14 protein-coding genes and 1 tRNA gene are annotated in these 15,793 nt (G+C 71.4%); 2 read left to right on the top strand and 13 right to left on the bottom strand.

The annotated features are described in order from the left end of the window. Positions 1–6: 6 nt before the first annotated feature. From ftsY to JX283_RS00440, 13 genes are all read right to left on the bottom strand, one after another. Positions 7–903, bottom strand: a complete 897-nt coding sequence (gene ftsY, locus JX283_RS00500) for a signal recognition particle-docking protein FtsY (protein ID WP_204828834.1) — start codon at positions 901–903, stop codon at positions 7–9. Further along, positions 903–4,442 carry a chromosome segregation protein SMC gene (gene smc / locus JX283_RS00495; protein WP_204828833.1) on the bottom strand — a complete coding sequence of 1,180 codons (3,540 nt, stop codon included), beginning with the start codon at positions 4,440–4,442 and terminating at the stop codon, positions 903–905. Before smc ends, ftsY begins: the two co-directional genes overlap by 1 nt. Positions 4,443–4,444: 2 nt before the next feature. Continuing rightward, positions 4,445–5,200: a ribonuclease III gene (rnc, locus tag JX283_RS00490; RefSeq protein ID WP_204828832.1), complete on the bottom strand. Its 756-nt coding sequence runs from the start codon at positions 5,198–5,200 to the stop codon at positions 4,445–4,447. An 8-nt stretch (positions 5,201–5,208) separates the two neighbouring features. After that, positions 5,209–5,454, bottom strand: coding sequence for an acyl carrier protein (locus tag JX283_RS00485; RefSeq protein WP_239652391.1), 246 nt, complete (start codon positions 5,452–5,454; stop codon positions 5,209–5,211). Positions 5,455–5,513: 59 nt separating this feature from the next. Next, the gene (gene plsX / locus JX283_RS00480; RefSeq protein ID WP_204828831.1) at positions 5,514–6,515 is read right to left on the bottom strand and encodes a phosphate acyltransferase PlsX; all 1,002 of its coding nucleotides are present in this window, start codon (positions 6,513–6,515) and stop codon (positions 5,514–5,516) included. Between the two features lie 129 nt (positions 6,516–6,644). Further along, the gene (gene rpmF / locus JX283_RS00475; protein WP_135977337.1) at positions 6,645–6,824 is read right to left on the bottom strand and encodes a 50S ribosomal protein L32; all 180 of its coding nucleotides are present in this window, start codon (positions 6,822–6,824) and stop codon (positions 6,645–6,647) included. Between the two features lie 144 nt (positions 6,825–6,968). Continuing rightward, positions 6,969–7,631, bottom strand: coding sequence for a DUF177 domain-containing protein (locus JX283_RS00470; protein WP_239652390.1), 663 nt, complete (start codon positions 7,629–7,631; stop codon positions 6,969–6,971). Positions 7,632–7,644: 13 nt separating this feature from the next. Further along, positions 7,645–8,136, bottom strand: a complete 492-nt coding sequence (locus tag JX283_RS00465; protein WP_204828830.1) for an ATPase — start codon at positions 8,134–8,136, stop codon at positions 7,645–7,647. A 91-nt stretch (positions 8,137–8,227) separates the two neighbouring features. Then, on the bottom strand, positions 8,228–8,761 hold the full coding sequence (coaD, locus tag JX283_RS00460) for a pantetheine-phosphate adenylyltransferase (protein WP_204828829.1): 534 nt from the start codon (positions 8,759–8,761) through the stop codon (positions 8,228–8,230). Further along, positions 8,751–9,344, bottom strand: a complete 594-nt coding sequence (locus JX283_RS00455; protein ID WP_135977334.1) for an RsmD family RNA methyltransferase — start codon at positions 9,342–9,344, stop codon at positions 8,751–8,753. The genes coaD and JX283_RS00455 overlap by 11 nt, the downstream gene beginning before the upstream one ends. Continuing rightward, a complete protein-coding gene (locus JX283_RS00450) occupies positions 9,341–11,497 on the bottom strand; it encodes an ATP-dependent DNA helicase RecG (protein WP_204828828.1) in 2,157 nt (718 codons plus the stop codon). Before JX283_RS00450 ends, JX283_RS00455 begins: the two co-directional genes overlap by 4 nt. Before the next feature lie 15 nt (positions 11,498–11,512). Further along, positions 11,513–13,177 (bottom strand): DAK2 domain-containing protein, encoded by a 1,665-nt coding sequence (locus JX283_RS00445; protein WP_204828827.1) that lies wholly within the window; start codon positions 13,175–13,177, stop codon positions 11,513–11,515. Positions 13,178–13,244: 67 nt separating this feature from the next. Next, positions 13,245–13,592: an Asp23/Gls24 family envelope stress response protein gene (locus JX283_RS00440; RefSeq protein WP_204828826.1), complete on the bottom strand. Its 348-nt coding sequence runs from the start codon at positions 13,590–13,592 to the stop codon at positions 13,245–13,247. Between the two features lie 183 nt (positions 13,593–13,775). On the opposite strand from JX283_RS00440, the gene JX283_RS00435 reads away from it, so the two are divergent. Both JX283_RS00435 and JX283_RS00430 read left to right on the top strand, forming a co-directional pair. Then, positions 13,776–13,851 (top strand) — tRNA-Ala (locus tag JX283_RS00435). A gap of 178 nt (positions 13,852–14,029) precedes the next feature. Beyond that, positions 14,030–15,766 carry a 1-deoxy-D-xylulose-5-phosphate synthase gene (locus JX283_RS00430; protein WP_204828825.1) on the top strand — a complete coding sequence of 579 codons (1,737 nt, stop codon included), beginning with the start codon at positions 14,030–14,032 and terminating at the stop codon, positions 15,764–15,766. The last annotated feature ends 27 nt before the right edge of the window (positions 15,767–15,793 follow it).

Raw genomic sequence — 15,793 nt, 5'->3', positions numbered from 1 at the left:
GGACCCCTATTCCTCGCCCACCAGGGCGCGACAGAAGGCCTGGGCGTCGAAGCGCTGGAAGTCCTCGATGGACTCGCCCACGCCGATGCGCAGGATCGGGAGCTGCAGGGTGTGGCTGATGGCGACCGCGATGCCGCCCTTGGCGGTGCNGTCGAGCTTGATGACGATGANGCCGTCGAGGTCGAGGGCGTCATCNAANTCCTTGGCCTGGGACAGGCCGTTCTGACCCGTGGTGGCGTCGATGACGAGCACGACGGAGACGGGCATCGGGGAGCGCCTGCGCGTGACCGAGACCACCTTGGCGAGCTCGCGCATGAGGTCGCTGGAGGTGTGGAGGCGCCCGGCCGTGTCGATGAGCACGAGCTCGGAGCCGTCGCGCTCGGCCGCCTCGAGGACGTCGTAGCACACGGAGGCCGGGTCGGCGCCGCGGTCGCGGGTGACCAGGCGCACGCCGGCGCGCTCGGCCCAGACGTCGAGCTGCTCGATGGCCGCGGCGCGGAATGTGTCCGCCCCGCCGATGACCACGGGGATGGAGCGCTCGCGGGCGTCGTTGGCGAGCTTGCCCACCGTGGTGGTCTTGCCGGCGCCGTTGATGCCCACGAAGAGCNCGCAGCTGGGCAGGTCGTCGAACGGGTCGCGCCCCACGGGGCAGAACTCCGCGGCGAGGCGCTCGGAGAGGGCGCGCCTCAGCTGGCGGTCGGTCCGGAGGTTCTCGCGGGCGGCCTGCTCGCGGAGGTCGTCGGTGACGTTCATGGCCACCTCGGCGCCGAGGTCGCCCATGACGAGGGTGTCCTCGAGGTCCTCCCAGAAGTCCTCGTCGACCTCGCCGCCGAAGTAGAAGATCTCGTTGAGGGCCTCGCGGGAGCGGCTCAGCCCCTTCTTGAGCCTGTCGGCGAATCCCATCAGGCATCCACCACCCTTCCTGTCTGTTGGTCGAGCCTCTGGGAGACGACGCTGCTCACNCCCTCGGCCTGCATGGAGACCCCGTACAAGACGTCCGCCTGCTCCATCGTACGCCGTTGGTGCGAGATGACGATGAGCTGGGTGGTCTCCTTCAGATGCTCGATGGCGCCGAGGAGCTTGTCGAGGTTGGAGTCGTCGAGGGCGGCCTCCACCTCGTCGAAGACGTAGAACGGCACCGTCCGGGTCTTGTAGACGGCGAAGAGCAGGGCGAGGGCCGTCAGCGACTTCTCGCCGCCGCTCATGAGCGCCAGCTTGGGTANNCGCTTGCCCTTGGGCTGGGCGGCGATCTCGATGCCGGTCTCGGCCGGGTGGTCGGGGTCGTCCATGACGAGGGTGGCGCTGCCCCCGGGGAAGAGCATGGAGAAGATCTCCTGGAAGTTGGCGTTCACCGTCCCGTAGGTCTCCACGAACGCGCGGCGCATCTTGCGGTCGATGGCGGCGTTGATCTTGTCGATGGCACCCTTGGCGTGCTCGAGGTCGGCGAGCTGGGACGCGATGAAGTCGGCGCGCTCCTTGAGCTCGGTGTACTCCTCCATGGCCACCTGGTTGACGGGACCGAGGTTCCTGATGGAGGCGACGAGCGAGGCGAGCTCCGCCTCGCTCGCGGCGCGATCCTCGGGCGCCGGGAGCTCGAGGGCCTCCTCGAGGGGGACGGCGGAGCACTCGCGCACGGCGTTCACGGCGTTCTCCACCTGCACCTCGAGGCGACCGGCCTCGACGTCGAGCTCGGCCTGGCGGGCCTTGGCGCCGTCGAGCGCCGCGGAGGCCTCCTCGGAGGCGGCCTTTGCGTCGCCGATGGTCTTCTTGAGCGACTCGCTGTCAGCCTCGGCGAGGGAGGCGCGGTCGCGCAGGCGGCCCGCCCAGGCGCGGGCGGCCTCGAGGATGCCCTCGTAGCGCTCGTGGAGCGGGTCGATGCGCAAGCGCAGCACCTCGAGGGAGCGCGTGCCCTCCACGGCGCTCTGACGGCGCGCCGCCAGCGACTCCATGGACCTCTCGAGGGAGTCGACGCGCTCGGTGAGGTGGCGGCGGCGCTCGGTGAGGGTGGCGAGCTCCACCGCCGAGGAGCTCGCAGCCTCCTTGGCCTCGGAGGCCTCCGAGGCGGCCCGCTCGCGGTCCTTGGCGCAGGCCTCCACGGCGGCGGTGGCTTCCTCGATGGCCGCGGCGCTCCGGGCGACGGTGGCCTCGAGCTCCTTCAGGCGGGGCGCCTCGGCGCGTGCCTTCTCCCCCGCCTTCTCGCGGCGCGCGGCCACGGAGGCGCGCTCCGCCTCGGAACGGGAGAGCTGGGCCTCGAGGCGCGAGGCCTCGCGGGTGAGGGAGTCGGACTCGGAGCGGAGCGACGAGGCGCGGTCGCGGGCCTCGTCCTGCGCCCGGCGGGCGGCGTCGAGGGCGGCCTTGGCCTCCTGGGCGCTCGCCCGGGCCGCGGACACGGCCTCCTCGAGGCCGCCCATGGCCGCCTCGAGGGAGCGGATCTCGTCGTTTCGCTCGATGACGCCGGAGCCGGACGGGTCGGCGAGGCCCACCGTGACGCGGCCCTCGCGGTCGACCACCACGAGGTCCCGGGTGCAGAAGACGCACTGCGGCCAGGCGCCGTGGGCCTCCACGGCCTCCCGGGCGCCGGACACCACGCGCACGGGCGCGAGGAGGGCGAGCTCGGCCGCCGGGCAGTCGGGGTCGGCCTCCCGCAGGAGCGCGANGAGGGACTCCCCGGGGGCGCCCGGCACCGGGTCGGGCACCGCGGGGTCGAGCGGCACGAGGGTCACGGCGCCGGTCCCGGCCGTGGCCGCGGCGGTCTCGGCCACGGCGGCGATGTCGCCGGAGGGGGCCACCACGAGCGCCTCCATGGCGTCGGACAGCAGGCACTCCACGAGCGGCGCGAGGTCGCCCGGGGCCGCGAGGCGGGCGGAGAGCGTGCCCTCGGCGAGGGAGCCGCCCGCCCGCTCGGCAACGCCGCGCGACCGCGGGTTGCCCTTGGCGGAGGCGGCGACCTTGCGCAGCGCCTCCAGGCGCGCCCTGCGCTCCGTGAGACGGGAGCGGGCGGAGTCCTCGGCCTTGCGGCACTCGCCGAGGGCCTTGGACGCCCTCGAGATGGCGGAAGCCGCGGCGTCGAGGTCGCGGCGCGCCGCGTCGGCGGCCTTCTGGGTCTCGGCAGCCTTGGCCCGGGCTGCGGCGAGGGCGGCGCGGCCGGCCTCGACGTNCTCGTCGAGCTGGTCTAGGCGCGTCTGGAACAGACCGTCCTCCACCTCGGCATTGGCGNGACGCTCCTTGATCCGGGCTCGCTCGAGCACGGCGGAGTCGTTCTCGCGCTGGGCTGAGCGCAGGGCGAGCTGGGCGTCGGCGGCGCGCTCCTCGGCCACCGCGAGCGTGCGGGCGCACCCGTCGGCGCGCTCCTGGAGCACGGTGCTCTCGGAGGAGACCACGCGCTGCCGAGCGGCGACGCCGTCGAGCTCCGCGGCGGCGGCGTCGAGCTCGGCCCGGGCCGACGATGCCTGGTGGTCGATGGATGAGAGGGCCATGCGGGTGTCCGAGAGCTTGGCCACCATGTTGCGGCCCTTCTCCTCGAGGAGACGCATGTCGCTCTCGATGCGGCCGAGCTGGTCCTGCACCCGGCGGCGCTGCTCGCCAAGGTCGCCCACGAACAGGCCCTTCTGCTCGAGGAGGCTCTGGAGCTTCTCGAGCTCGGCCGAGCGCTCGCCGGCGCGGTAGCGGCAGATCTCGACGTCGGCCTCGGCCTCGCGACGGCGGGCNGCCACGGCGTCCCAGCGCTCCTTGAGCTGCCGGAGGTCGTCCACGGCCAGCTGGGTCTCGAGGGTCTGGCGGCGCCCGTCGAGATCGGCGAAGCGCTGCGCCTTGTCCACCTGGCGCTCGAGGGGCTTCAGGCGGCGGCGGATCTCGCGGTCGATGTCCCGGGCACGACGCACGTTCTCCTCCATGGCCTTGAGCCTGCGCATGGAGCGCTCCTTGCGACGCCGGTGCTTGGAGATGCCGGCGGCCTCCTCGATGAGGGAGCGGCGTTCCTCGGGGCGGCTGGAGAGGATGGCGTCGAGCTTGCCCTGGCTGATGATGGAGTGGGTNTCCTTGCCCAGGCCGGAGTCGTGGAGGATGTCCTGGATGTCGCGCAGGCGGGCCGGGGCCGCGTTGACGAGGTACTCGCTCTCACCCGAGCGATACATGCGCCGAGTGACGGCGACCTCGTCGAAGTCCACCGGGAGGCGGTGGTCGGAGTTGTCGAGCACGAGCGTGACCTCGGCCACGCTCACGGGCCCGCGGGCGGAGGAACCCGAGAAGATGACGTCCTCCATGGCCTGGCCGCGGAGCTGCTTGGCACTCTGCTCTCCGAGGACCCAGAGNATGGCGTCGCTCACGTTGGACTTGCCGCTGCCGTTGGGACCCACCACGACGGTGAGGCCCGGGTCGAAGACCCTGTGGGTGCGGTCGGCGAAGGACTTGAAGCCCTTGAGCGTGAGCGATCTCAGGTACACGGCTACGACTGCCCGTCTACGTCGGAGGCCAGCACCGACGAGTGCACCTGGCCCTCGCCGGTGCCGTCGGTGAGCCTCAGGATTGCGTGGTGTGCGGCCTCGGCCTCGGCCGCCTTCTTGGTGGGGCCCTTGCCACGGCCCACGCGGACGCCCTGGACGATGGCAACGGCGGTGTAGGTGGGGGCGTGGGCCGGGCCCTCCTCGGCCACGACCTTGTACTCGGGCCCGCAGTGCAGGTCGCGCTGGGTGAGTTCCTGGAGCCGCGACTTGGGGCTCACGGGGCGGAGCGCCTTGTGGGAGTCCACGTGGGGGNCCAGCGTGTCGAGGACGAAGCGGCGCGCCTCGCCGAGCCCGGCATCGAGGTAGAGGGCGCCGACGAGCGACTCGTAGACGTTCTCGAGGGCGGAGTGCATACCCCGGAGCTGGGTCTTCTCCTCGGACGCGCCGAAGACGATACACTCCCCCACGCCGAGGTCGGCGGCCACCCGGGNCAGGGTGTCGCCCGACACGAGCGTCACCTTGAGGCGGGAGAGCTCGCCCTCGTCCATGCCCGGGAAGCGGCGGAAGAGGTCGAGGGCCACGATGGCCCCGAGGATGGAGTCGCCCAGGAACTCGAGGCGCTCGTAGGAGTCCNACACCGGGCCGCCCTCCACGGCGGAGGGGTGGCAGAGCGCCGACTCCACGAGCCGGCGGTCGGCGAACCGGTGGCCCAGTATCCGCTCGGCTTGGGCGACCTTGCTGGGGGGAACCTCGACCATGGTGCGGCTCAGAGGTTCTGGGAGAGCAGGTCGACGGCGTCGCCGATGCTCTTGATGGAGGTGAGCNGGTCGTCGTCGATGGCGGTGTCGAAGTCCTCCTCGAGGGCGGTCACCAGCTCGATGAGGTCGATGGAGTCGGCGGAGAGNGACTCGAAGGTGGTCTCGGGGGTGAGGTCCTCGGCGTCGACGTTCATGGTCTCGGCCACGGTCTCGGCGACCTTGTCGAAGAGCTCGTTGCGGTCCATAGCTTCCATGCCTTTCCGGTCGCGCGCCCGCGCGGGCGCAGGTCTCTGACAGTGTAGTGGAGCGGGGCTCACGCGTCCGCCCGCAGGCTCGCCGCGATGCGACCGCACAGGTCCTCCCGGACCGTGCGCAGGGCGGCGAGGGTGCCGTTCATGACGGCCTCGGGGCTCGTGTGGCCGTGGCCCACGAGGACGGGGGCCTTGAGCCCGAGGAGGCAGGCGCCGCCGTGGACGTCGCCCGAGAGGTCGGCGGCGATGGCGGAGAAGGCGGGCTTCACGAGGAGGGCACCCAGCGCGGAGCGGGGCGAGGACGCCGCGGCCNCCTTGAGCCGGGNCGCCATGAACTTGGCCGTGCCCTCCATGGCCTTGAGCGCGATGTTGCCGGCGAANCCGCAGGAGACGATGACGTCGTGGGACCCCAGCAGGATGTCGGAGCCCTCGCAGTTGCCGGCGAAGTCGACGAGCCCGGCGTCGGCGGCCTCCTCGAGGGCCCCGTGGAACGCGAGGGCCTGGGAGCTGCCCTTGGTCTCCTCGGTGCCGTTGGAGAGCAGCGCCACCGTCGGGTGCCCCGCCCCGGCCTCCACCTCGGCGAGGACGGCGCCCATCTGCGCGAACTGCACGACCATCTCGGGGCGGCAGTCGGCGTTGGCGCCGAGGTCGCAGAAGACGGTCTGATGGCCGTCGAGGCCCGGGAGCACCGCGGCGAGCGCCGGGCGCGACACGCCCTTGACCCTGCCCACGGTGACGGTGGCGGCGGCGAGCACGGCGCCCGTGGACCCCGCGGAGAAGAAGGCCTGGGCGTCGCCCTCGCGGACGGCGCGGCAGCCCCGCACGATGGAGGAGTCGCGCTTGGCGCGCACGGCCGTGGCAGGGTGCTCGCCCATGGCGATGACCTCGGTGGTGACGAGCGGGACGGCGCGGCCGCGGGAGGCGCAGAAGGGTTCCACGACCGAGGCGTCGCCGGCCACCAGCACGGTGAGGTCGCGGTCGGCCCCGAGGGCGAGGTCGATGCCGGAGAGCACGACGTCCGGGGTGAGGTCGCCGCCCATGGCGTCTACGCAGACAATGTTCATTGGCACTCCTTGAGGGTCCGCGGGGCCATCGGCCCCGCCCGCCTGTCAATACTACCCGTGATGGGCGCCCGTCANGGAAAAGGCCGCCCNGGAAGGCGGCCTCGANCCCAGGATGAGCAGCGGGGGCGACTAGTCGACGGCGATGACCTGACGGTCGCGGTAGTAGCCGCAGTTGGGGCAGACGCGGTGCGGGAGCTTCACGGCACCGCAGTGGGAGCACGTGCAGCGCGCGGGCATCGCGAGCTTGCTGTTGGCCGAACGGCGGGAGTGCGTGGCCCCGCGGCCCTTCTTCTGCTTGGGTACTGCCATGATGAACCTCTTCCGATCTGTCTATCGCTCCACCGGGGTGGGCAACGTCCACAAACACACAGCTGATAATACTAGCACGGGAGCGGGGGTTGTAAACACCCGCGGCGGCCGGGGCCTCCCATGCACGGTATGTTCACGTATCCCCTAGGACTCGTCGCCCTCGGCGGCGTCCATGGCCTCGGCCCAGGCCTCCGCGGCCGCCTCGTCGGCTGCGTCCTGGGCGGCGCGCTCCTCCACCTCGCCCTCGGCGACGTCTCGCTTGAGCTGTGCGAGCACCGAGAAGGGGTTGGTGGGGTCGATGTCGTCCCCGTGGGCCTCGGCGCAGCCGCAGTCGCCCTCGTTGAGGCTGGCGCCGCAGTCCGGGCAGAGGCCCTTGCAGTCCTCGCGGCAGAGCACCACGAACGGGGTCTCCATGATGACGGCGGCGTTGACGGGCCCGGCGAGGTCGACGGTGCCGTTCTCCCGGTCCACCAGCGAGAAGTCGACGTCGTCCTCGTCGTCGGACTGCTCGGAGGCGTCCGGCAGCTCGAAGAGGAAGTACTCGTCGACCTCGGAGGCGATGGAGATGCGCGCCTCGTCGAGGCAGCGGTCGCACGTTCCGAGGACGTCGGCCTNCACGATGCCCGTGGCGAGGATGCCGTCGCCGGTGTTGGTGAGCACGATGTCGTAGTCGATGCCGTCGGGCACCGAGAAGTCGTGGTCGCCGAGGCCGTAGCCGTGGACGTCCACGTGGCCGGAGACCGGCCAGGGGTCGCCNGGCAGCGCGAGGTGGTCGNCGATGTGGACGATGATGGGCTTGATGTCCATGGACGCCGCTCCCCTACCAGTTCTGCTGGCCCGAGCGGCCGCCGGCCTTGTCGGTGAGCGTCTGGCGGCAGCGGGTCACCTGGACGACGATGGACTTGAGGTTGTCCTCGAGGTGCTCGAGGATCTCCTCGACGTACTCCTCGGCGTTGTAGCGGGTGTCGCGCTCGTACTGCTGCNCGGCGTCGCGGATGTCGTCCGCCTTCTGCTGGGCGAGGCGCACGANCTCCTGGTNGCCCGCGAGGATCATGGCCTGCTGCTGGGCATCGGCGATGATGGAGTCGGCCTGCTGCTGCGCGTGGGCGAGGATCTCGTCCTGCTCCTTGAGGATGCGCCGCGCGGTGGCGAACTCCTCGGGGAAGGTGTCCTTGATGTCGTCNATGATCTGNTAGATCTCCTCGCTGTCGACGATCTTCTTCTGGCCGCCTCCACCGAAGGTGGGCTTGGCCTGGCTCACGATGTCCTCGAGCTCCGCCACGAGGTTCTCGAGCTCCTCACCCGGCTGCATATGGGCTCCTTTCAAGGTGATGGCACGAGCATCGCCTTCGGGCGACGCATACTCGTTAATCCTAACACGGGCCGCACGCAGTGCCCGCAATTCAGAGAATCCCGACGTCCCCGCCCGAAAAGCGCCGTTTGAGGCGCCGCNCCACGCACGGCGNCANGAGCAGNGAGACGTCGCCGCCGAGGGCCGCGATCTCGCGCACGATGGAGCTCGACACGTAGCCGTACNCAGGGTTNCTCATGACGTAGATCGNCTCGAGGTCGGGGCTCATGCGAACGTTGAGGTCGGCNTGGGCGAGCNCGTACTCGAAGTCTGTGGTGGCCCGGAGGCCCTTCACCACGGCCCCGGCGCCGATCCTCCGGCAGAAGTCGACGAGCAGGCCGTCCATGGCCATGACCCGCACGTCGCCGATGCCGAGCTCTCCCACGGCCTCGCGCACCATGGCGACGCGCTCGTCGAGCGTGAAGGCCCGCGCGCTCCCGCGCTTGTCCCGGGAGACGGCCACGGCCACAGTCACCTCCGGGGCGATGCGGGTGGCCCGCCGTATGACGTCGAGATGGCCGTAGGTGACCGGGTCGAACGTGCCTGGCACCACCACGTGGTCTATGGGACCGGCCTCATCGGGCATCGGGGCCCTCCTCTCCCGTGCGGCTCTCCAGCAGTGTCACGACGCTCCCGCCGTGGGGGCGTTCCCTGAGGGGCTCGAGGCCGTCGGCCTCGAGCGGCGCGGCGTCGGCGGCCCGCTCGTGGACCACGAGGCACCCCGGGGCCAGGAGCCCCCGCCCGCGGAGCGCGTCGAGGAGCGACGCCGAGAGGCCCGGGTCCAGGCGGTAGGGCGGGTCGAGCAGGACGATGTCGAACGGCCGGTCGCCCAGCCGCCCCGCACGGGCGCAGGCGACCGCATCACCAGGCACGCACCTCGCGCACCCGTCGGCACCGAGGGACCGCACGTTGCCCCGGGCGCAGGCGAGGGCGCGGCGGTCGCGGTCGACGAGCACGCACCCCTCTGCGCCGCGGCTCACGAGCTCGAGGCCCAGGGCCCCGGAGCCGCAGAAGGCGTCGAGAACCCACGCGCCGCCGAGGTCGAGCCCGCGGGCCGACGCGACCATGGAGGCCACAGCCTCCCGCATGCGGTCGGTCGACGGGCGGGTGCCCGAGCCCTCGGGGGCCTTGAGGGGCCTCCCCCTCCACTGTCCGCCTACGACCCTCATGCCCCTCCCCCGTCCTTGAAGTACAGCGTGAACCGCTNCTCGACCTCGTGGGCCAGGGGGCTGAGCCCCGGGACCGAGAGNTCGGNCGACGCCTCGAGCAGGGCGAGGGCGTCGCCGTGGGCCGCCTCGACGAGGTNGCCGTCCTCGGCGAGGTCCACGAGGGCCAGCGTCGCGGCCCCCGACTGACGGTATCCCAACACGTCGCCCTCATGCCGCAGCCTGAGGTCGAGCTCGGCGAGCTCCAACCCGTCGGCGCTCCGCTCGANGGCCGCCANGCGCTTGCGGGNCGGCGTGCCCCTCTTGGACGACGTCTNGAGGAAGACCCTGCCCGCCACGGCGCCGCGCCCCACGCGCCCACGGAGCTGGTGGAGCGTCGCGAGCCCGAAGCGGTCGGCGTCGTAGACGAGCATCGCGCAGGCGTTGGGGACGTCCACGCCGACCTCGATGACGGTGGTGGACACGAGCACGTCCACGGCGCCGTCGCGGAACGCGGCCATGGCGGCGTCCTTCTCGGCGGGCGCCATGCGCCCGTGGATCAGGCCCACGGAGAGGTCGGGGAACACGCTGCGGGAGAGCTCCTCGAAGGCCGCCCGGGCGCTCTTGAGGGTGCGGTCGGAACCCTCGGGCACGTCGTCGAGCTCCGATCCGTCGTCGGCGTCGTCCACGAGGGGGCAGACCACGTAGGCCTGATGCCCGGCGGCGACCTCCTCCCGGATGGCCCCGAAGGCGATGTCGNGCGACTCGNGGGGCACCACCGTCGTGGTGGTGCCGGCCCCCGGGTGCGGCCGCTCGCGGATGGATGAGACGCAGACGTCGCCGTACACGGAGAGGGCGAGCGTGCGAGGGATGGGCGTGGCCGTCATCGTGAGGACGTCGGCCGCCTCGCCCTTGCCCTTGAGGCCCGTGCGCTGGTTGACGCCGAAGCGGTGCTGCTCGTCCACCACGGCGAGGGAGAGGTCGCGGAACCGCACGTCCTCGGAGAGGACCGCCGTGGTGCCGAACAGGACGGCGACCTCCCCGGACGCCACCCCCTCCGGCACCGAGGCGNNCTCGTCGGCCGGCGTGGAGCCCGTGAGCAGGCGCCACGTCACGCCGGCCGCGTCGAGCACGGGGCCCGTCTTCTCGGCGTACTGGCGGGCCAGCACGGAGGTGGGCGCCATGACGGCGCACTGGGTGCCGNAGTCGGCGCAGGNGGCCATGGCCACGGCCGCCACGGCGGTCTTGCCCGTGCCGACGTCGCCGAGGAGCAGACGGTTCATGGGCCGGGGCGACGCCATGTCGGCGAGGATGTCGTCGACGGCCGCCCGCTGCTCGCCGGTGAGGTCGAACGGCAGGGCGTCGAGGAGGGCCGCCACGTGGGGACGGTCGACGGTGTGGGAGAAGCCNGGTCGGCCGGCCCCCTCCAGCGCGTGGCGAGCCCGGAGCACGAGCTGGAGGCAGAGGAGCTCGTCGTAGGCGAGGCGCCGNCGAGCGCGCTCGGNCTCGTCGAGGGAGGACGGGAAGTGCGCGGCGCGCACGGCAGCCCCCCAGCCCATAAGGCCCCGCGCCGCGACGAGGGACGCCGGGAGGAAATCGCAGACGTCGGAGAAGTCGGCCACCGCGCAGCTCGCGATGCGCCGCATCCACGCGGGGGTGAGCCCCTCGCTCACCGGGTGCACCGGCACGACACGCGAGTAGCCGCCCGTCTCGTTNGGGCCCAGCACCTCGTGGAACGGCGAGGCCATCTGCTTGAAGCCGTAGGCGAAGGTCACCTTCCCGGAGAGGGCGACGGTATCGCCTACCGAGAAGGCGTCCTTGAGCCACGGCTGCNTGAAGAACGACGCACGGATGANGCCCGTGTCGTCCACGACGAAGACCTNGACGATGGGCAGCCGGGGCCGGGGGCGCTTGAGCTCGACGCGGTCGATGCGCCCCACGACGGTGGCCTCCTGGCCGACGTCGGCGTGGGCGATGGGGACCACATGGGAGAAGTCGAGGTAGCGGCGGGGCCGGTGGAGGAAGAGGTCGCGNNCGGTGCGCACGCCCATGNGCTCGAGGGCGGCGAGACGCTGTCCCGAGACATGACGAAGCNGCGACACGCGGTCGTCCAGCGCGCAGGTGCGCGTCAGACGGCCGGATGTCGCGGGAACGACGATGGTCCCTGGCTCTGCCATGGGCCTCCCTNGGGACTACTCGATGGAGAAGATCACGGGGTAAAGGGGCTGGCCGCCGCGGTGCGGGTCGACCTCGAGGTCGGGCATGGCCTCCTCGATGGCGTCGCAGAGGGCCTGGAAGGCCTCATCGTCGAGCTCGTCGCCGGCGAGGATGGTGAGGGTGTCGCCCTCCTCCTCGGTCTGCATGCGGCGCACGAGGTCGAGGGTGACCTGGTCCACGGACGAGCCCACCACGGTGATGGCGCCGTCCTGGATGCCCATGACGNCGCCCGACCTGATGGGGGAGCCGTCGGCGGCCTGGGAGTCGCGCACGGCACGGGTGACCTCGCCGTCGCGGACGTTGGCCACGGCCTCGGTCATGNCCGCCACGTNGTCGGCCAGCGGGACGTNGGTCTCAAGGACGAACAGGGCAGCGAAGGCCTGGGGCACGGTCTTGGTGGGGACCACGGCGACCTCGCAGGTGTCGCAGGCGTTGGCCGCTGCCTCGGCGGCCATGCGGATGTTGCCGTTGTCCGGCAGCACGATGACGTGCTCGGCGTTGGCGCGCTCGACGGCGTCGAGGATGTCGGCGGTGGACGGGTTCATGGTCTGGCCGCCCGAGANGACGACGTCCACGCCGAGCNACTCGAGGATCTCGGCCTCGCCGTCGCCGGCCGCCACGGCCACGACGCCGAGCTTCTNCCTGGGGGCGCCGGCGGCCTCCCGGTCGGCGGCGATGGCCGCGGTGCGGTCGTGGGCCTCGAGGTCCATGTTGTGGATGAAGACCTCGAAGATCTGACCGTGGCCGAGCATGTGGTGCAGCACGCGGTCGGGCTCGTTGGTGTGCACATGGATCTTGTAGTCGGGGTTGGAGCCCACGAGGAGCTCGCAGTCGCCCATGGTGGCCAGGAAGTCGAGGGCGGCCTTCTGGTCGAAGTCCGAGCTGTCGGCGTGGAAGAGGAACTCGGTGCAGTAGCGGTACTCCGAGCCCTCCCAGTCGTNGTTGAGCTCGATGTGCACGCNGGCGGCCANGGAGCGCTTGGCGNCGGAGCTGTCCACGGTGGTACGGAAGTCCACGGAGGAGNCGGTGCCGAGGCAGGCGTTCACGAAGGCCTCGAAGAACACCGCGAAGCCGAAGGCGCCGGAGTCGACGACGCCGTTCTCCTTAAGGACGGGAAGGAGGTCGGGGGTGCGCGCCACGGANNCGTAGGCCTCGGACACGAGCTCCTTGAGGGCCTCCTCCACGGACATGGAGCGGTCGTGGGCCAGCTCGTCNGCGCGNNCNGAGAGGNCGGAGNCGNCGGTGAGGATGGTCCCCTCGACGGGCTTGCGGACCGCCTGGAACGCGACCTTGCGGCCGTGGCGCCATGCGGCGGCGAGGTCGGTGACCGTGACGGGGTCTCCCTTGGCATCGACGAGGCCCTCGGCCATGCCGCGCAGGATCTGGCTGGTGATGACGCCGGAGTTGCCGCGGGCGCCCATGAGCGAGCCGTGCGTGATGGCCTTGGCGACGGCCTCCATGGGGGCGTTGGCCGGAAGGGCCTCGACCTCCTTCACCACGGTCTTGAGCGTGAGGCTCATGTTGGTTCCGGTGTCGCCGTCGGGGACGGGGAAGACGTTGAGCTTGTTGATCTCGTCCGCCCTGTCGGGGACCGCCTGGGCGGCGACGGGGAAGCAGTGGCGTATGANGTTCGCAATCATTCTGTGGTAACTCCGGTCTGTCTCTCCGGGGCCGTGCCCCGTGCCTGCCGTCTGGTGCCTGCGGTGCCTAGCGCACCCTCANGTCCTCAATGACCACGTGGACNTCCGCNCCATCGATCTGGGCGACCNGNNCGAGCATGAANCTGACGCTGCTCTCGAGGTTCTGGCTCACGGAGCGNATGTTGACGCCGGCGTCCACCACCACGTGGAGCGTGACGGAGACGGTGTCGCCGTCCATGTCGACGTCGATGCCCTTGGACATCTGGCTCATGGAGAGCAGGGTCTGGAGGTTCTGCTGGTCGTCGGTGTAGGCCATGCCCACCACGCCGTAGCACATCATCGCGGCGTATCCNGCGANGTCGGCGATGACGTCGTTGGAGACCTGGAGCGTGCCGGGAACCGCTGCGTCAGCCATGTGGTACTCCCATCAGTTAGTGTGCGACAGGGGTCCCTGGGCCCCTAACTCGGTCTGAACGACTATACCCCACGCCCCTGTCGCCCCCCAGTCTCTGCACATCTTCGGTGTGGTTTGANGGAGAGGAGATGGTCCGTTGCACTCGCGCCGCCNNCTGCTATAGTTGACGACGCACCAACCCACGGGGATATAGCTCAGCTGGGAGAGCGCATGACTGGCAGTCATGAGGTCAGGGGTTCGATCCCCCTTATCTCCACCACACGCAACAGGGCGGCGGCCTCGGTCGCCGCCCTTCTTCATGGCCCGACTACCGTTGGGCACCCTTTGTCGACCGGGGCGCCATGCGCAGACCGGCCCCGCCCCTGCGGTGGTTAAGCTGTAGGGCACGGGTATCTACAGNAGCGTAGCCACCGNCCGAGCGAAGGAACCCCGAACCCATGTATCTCGAGACCATCGACTCCCCCCGCGACCTCAAGGGCATGGGCGTCGCCGAGCTCGAGGCCCTGGCGGCCGAGATTCGAGACGCCCTCATGGTGCGGGCACGGACCCACGGAGGCCACCTCGGCCCCANCCTGGGCGTCGTCGAGCTCACGGTGGCGCTCCACCGGGTCTTCGACTCCCCCACCGNCGCCATCGTGTTCGACGTGTCCCACCAGACCAACGCCCACAAGATGCTCACGGGCCGCAAGGAGGCCTTCCTCGACCCGGCCCACTACGACGACGTCTCGGGCTTCTCCAGCCCCTCCGAGTCGGAGCACGACCCCTTCGTCCTGGGCCACACCTCCACGTCCGTGGGCCTGGCGGCCGGCATCTCGCGCGGTCGGGCCATGGCCGGGATGAAGGGCCACGTGGTCGCCGTCATCGGCGACGGCTCCCTCTCGGGCGGCGAGGCCTTCGAGGGCCTCGACGTCGCCGGGGAGCTCTGCGACGACCTCGTGGTCGTCGTGAACGACAACGACATGTCCATCGCCGAGAACCACGGCTCGCTCTACGAGGAACTCCGCAGGCTCCGCGAGGCGGGCAGCGACGTCGAGCGCAACTTCTTCACGGACCTGGGCTTCTCTTACCGCTACATCGAGGACGGCAACTCCGTCGCCGCGCTCGTCCCGGCCCTCGAGGCGGCGCGCGACGCGTCGGGCCCACAGGTCGTGCACGTCCACACCGAGAAGGGCCACGGCTTTGGCCCNGCGATGGACGACCNCGAGACCTTCCACAACGTGGGCCCCCTCGAGGGGGGCGCCCACGGGGCCGCGCCCCTCGCCNGGAGCGACGTGACGACGGGGTACCTCAACCGCCGCATGGCGGCAGACCCGTCCACCATGACGGTGGTGGCGGCCACACCCACGGGCCTCGGCTTCACCCCCGCCATGCGTGCCGCGGCGGGGCGCCAGTTCGTCGACGTCGGCATCGCCGAGGCCACGGCGCTCACCTTCTCCGTCGGCCTCGCCTCGGCCGGCATGCGCCCCGTGGTGTGCCTCTACTCCACGTTCCTGGGGCGCGCCTACGACCAGGTGGTCCAGGAGCTCGGCGTCAACCGCGCCCACGCCGTGCTCATGGTCGACCGCGGGTCCGTCTACTCCATGACGGACGCCACGCACCTGGGGCTCGGCGACATCGCCATGCTCGGCGCCATCCCCCACGTCACCTACCTGGCACCGGCCACGGTCCCCGAGTTCGAGGCCATGATGAACTGGGCCCTCGACACGTGCGACGGCCCCGTGGCCGTGAAGGTGCCGGGCGGCGCCCCCGTGAAGAACGCGCTCCCCGACGTCGTCCGCGGCTCCCGCGTGGCGATCGTGGGCGCCGGCACGTTCTACCCCTGCGCCCTCGAGACCGCGCGCATCGTGCGCGAGCGGTCCGGGATCGAGCCCACCGTACTGAACCCCCGCGTGGTCTCCGNCGTCGACGCCGACCTNGCGGCGTTTCTCGCCGAGGGCCATGACGCGGTGATCACGCTGGAGGACGGCTTTGCCGACGGCGGGTTCGGACAGAAGGTCGCCGCCGCCCTCGCCCCGNTGGGCGTCGCCGTGGTCGTGAGGGGCTTCCCCAAGGACGTCCCCGACCGCTACGACCCCGACACCCTCGTGGAGCAGGCGCGCATGACGCCGGAGCTCGTGGCCGAGGACGCCCTGGCCGCCCTCGGGGCCGCCGCGGAGCGCCGGGCGACCCGTTAGGCGCAGCCGGGCGACTTGTCTATGAAT

Source organism: Olsenella sp. CU969, assembly GCF_905219715.1.
Taxonomy (GTDB): Bacteria; Actinomycetota; Coriobacteriia; order Coriobacteriales; family Atopobiaceae; genus Granulimonas; species Granulimonas faecalis.
This window is presented reverse-complemented; position numbering and strand designations above follow the sequence as displayed.

Bases quoted from the DNA above. Each gene is read 5' to 3' on its own strand.
- JX283_RS00455 (WP_135977334.1), bottom strand. From the start codon at position 9,344: ATGAGGGTCGTAGGCGGACAGTGGAGGGGGAGGCCCCTCAAGGCCCCC.
- rpmF (WP_135977337.1), bottom strand. From the start codon at position 6,824: ATGGCAGTACCCAAGCAGAAGAAGGGCCGCGGGGCCACGCACTCCCGC.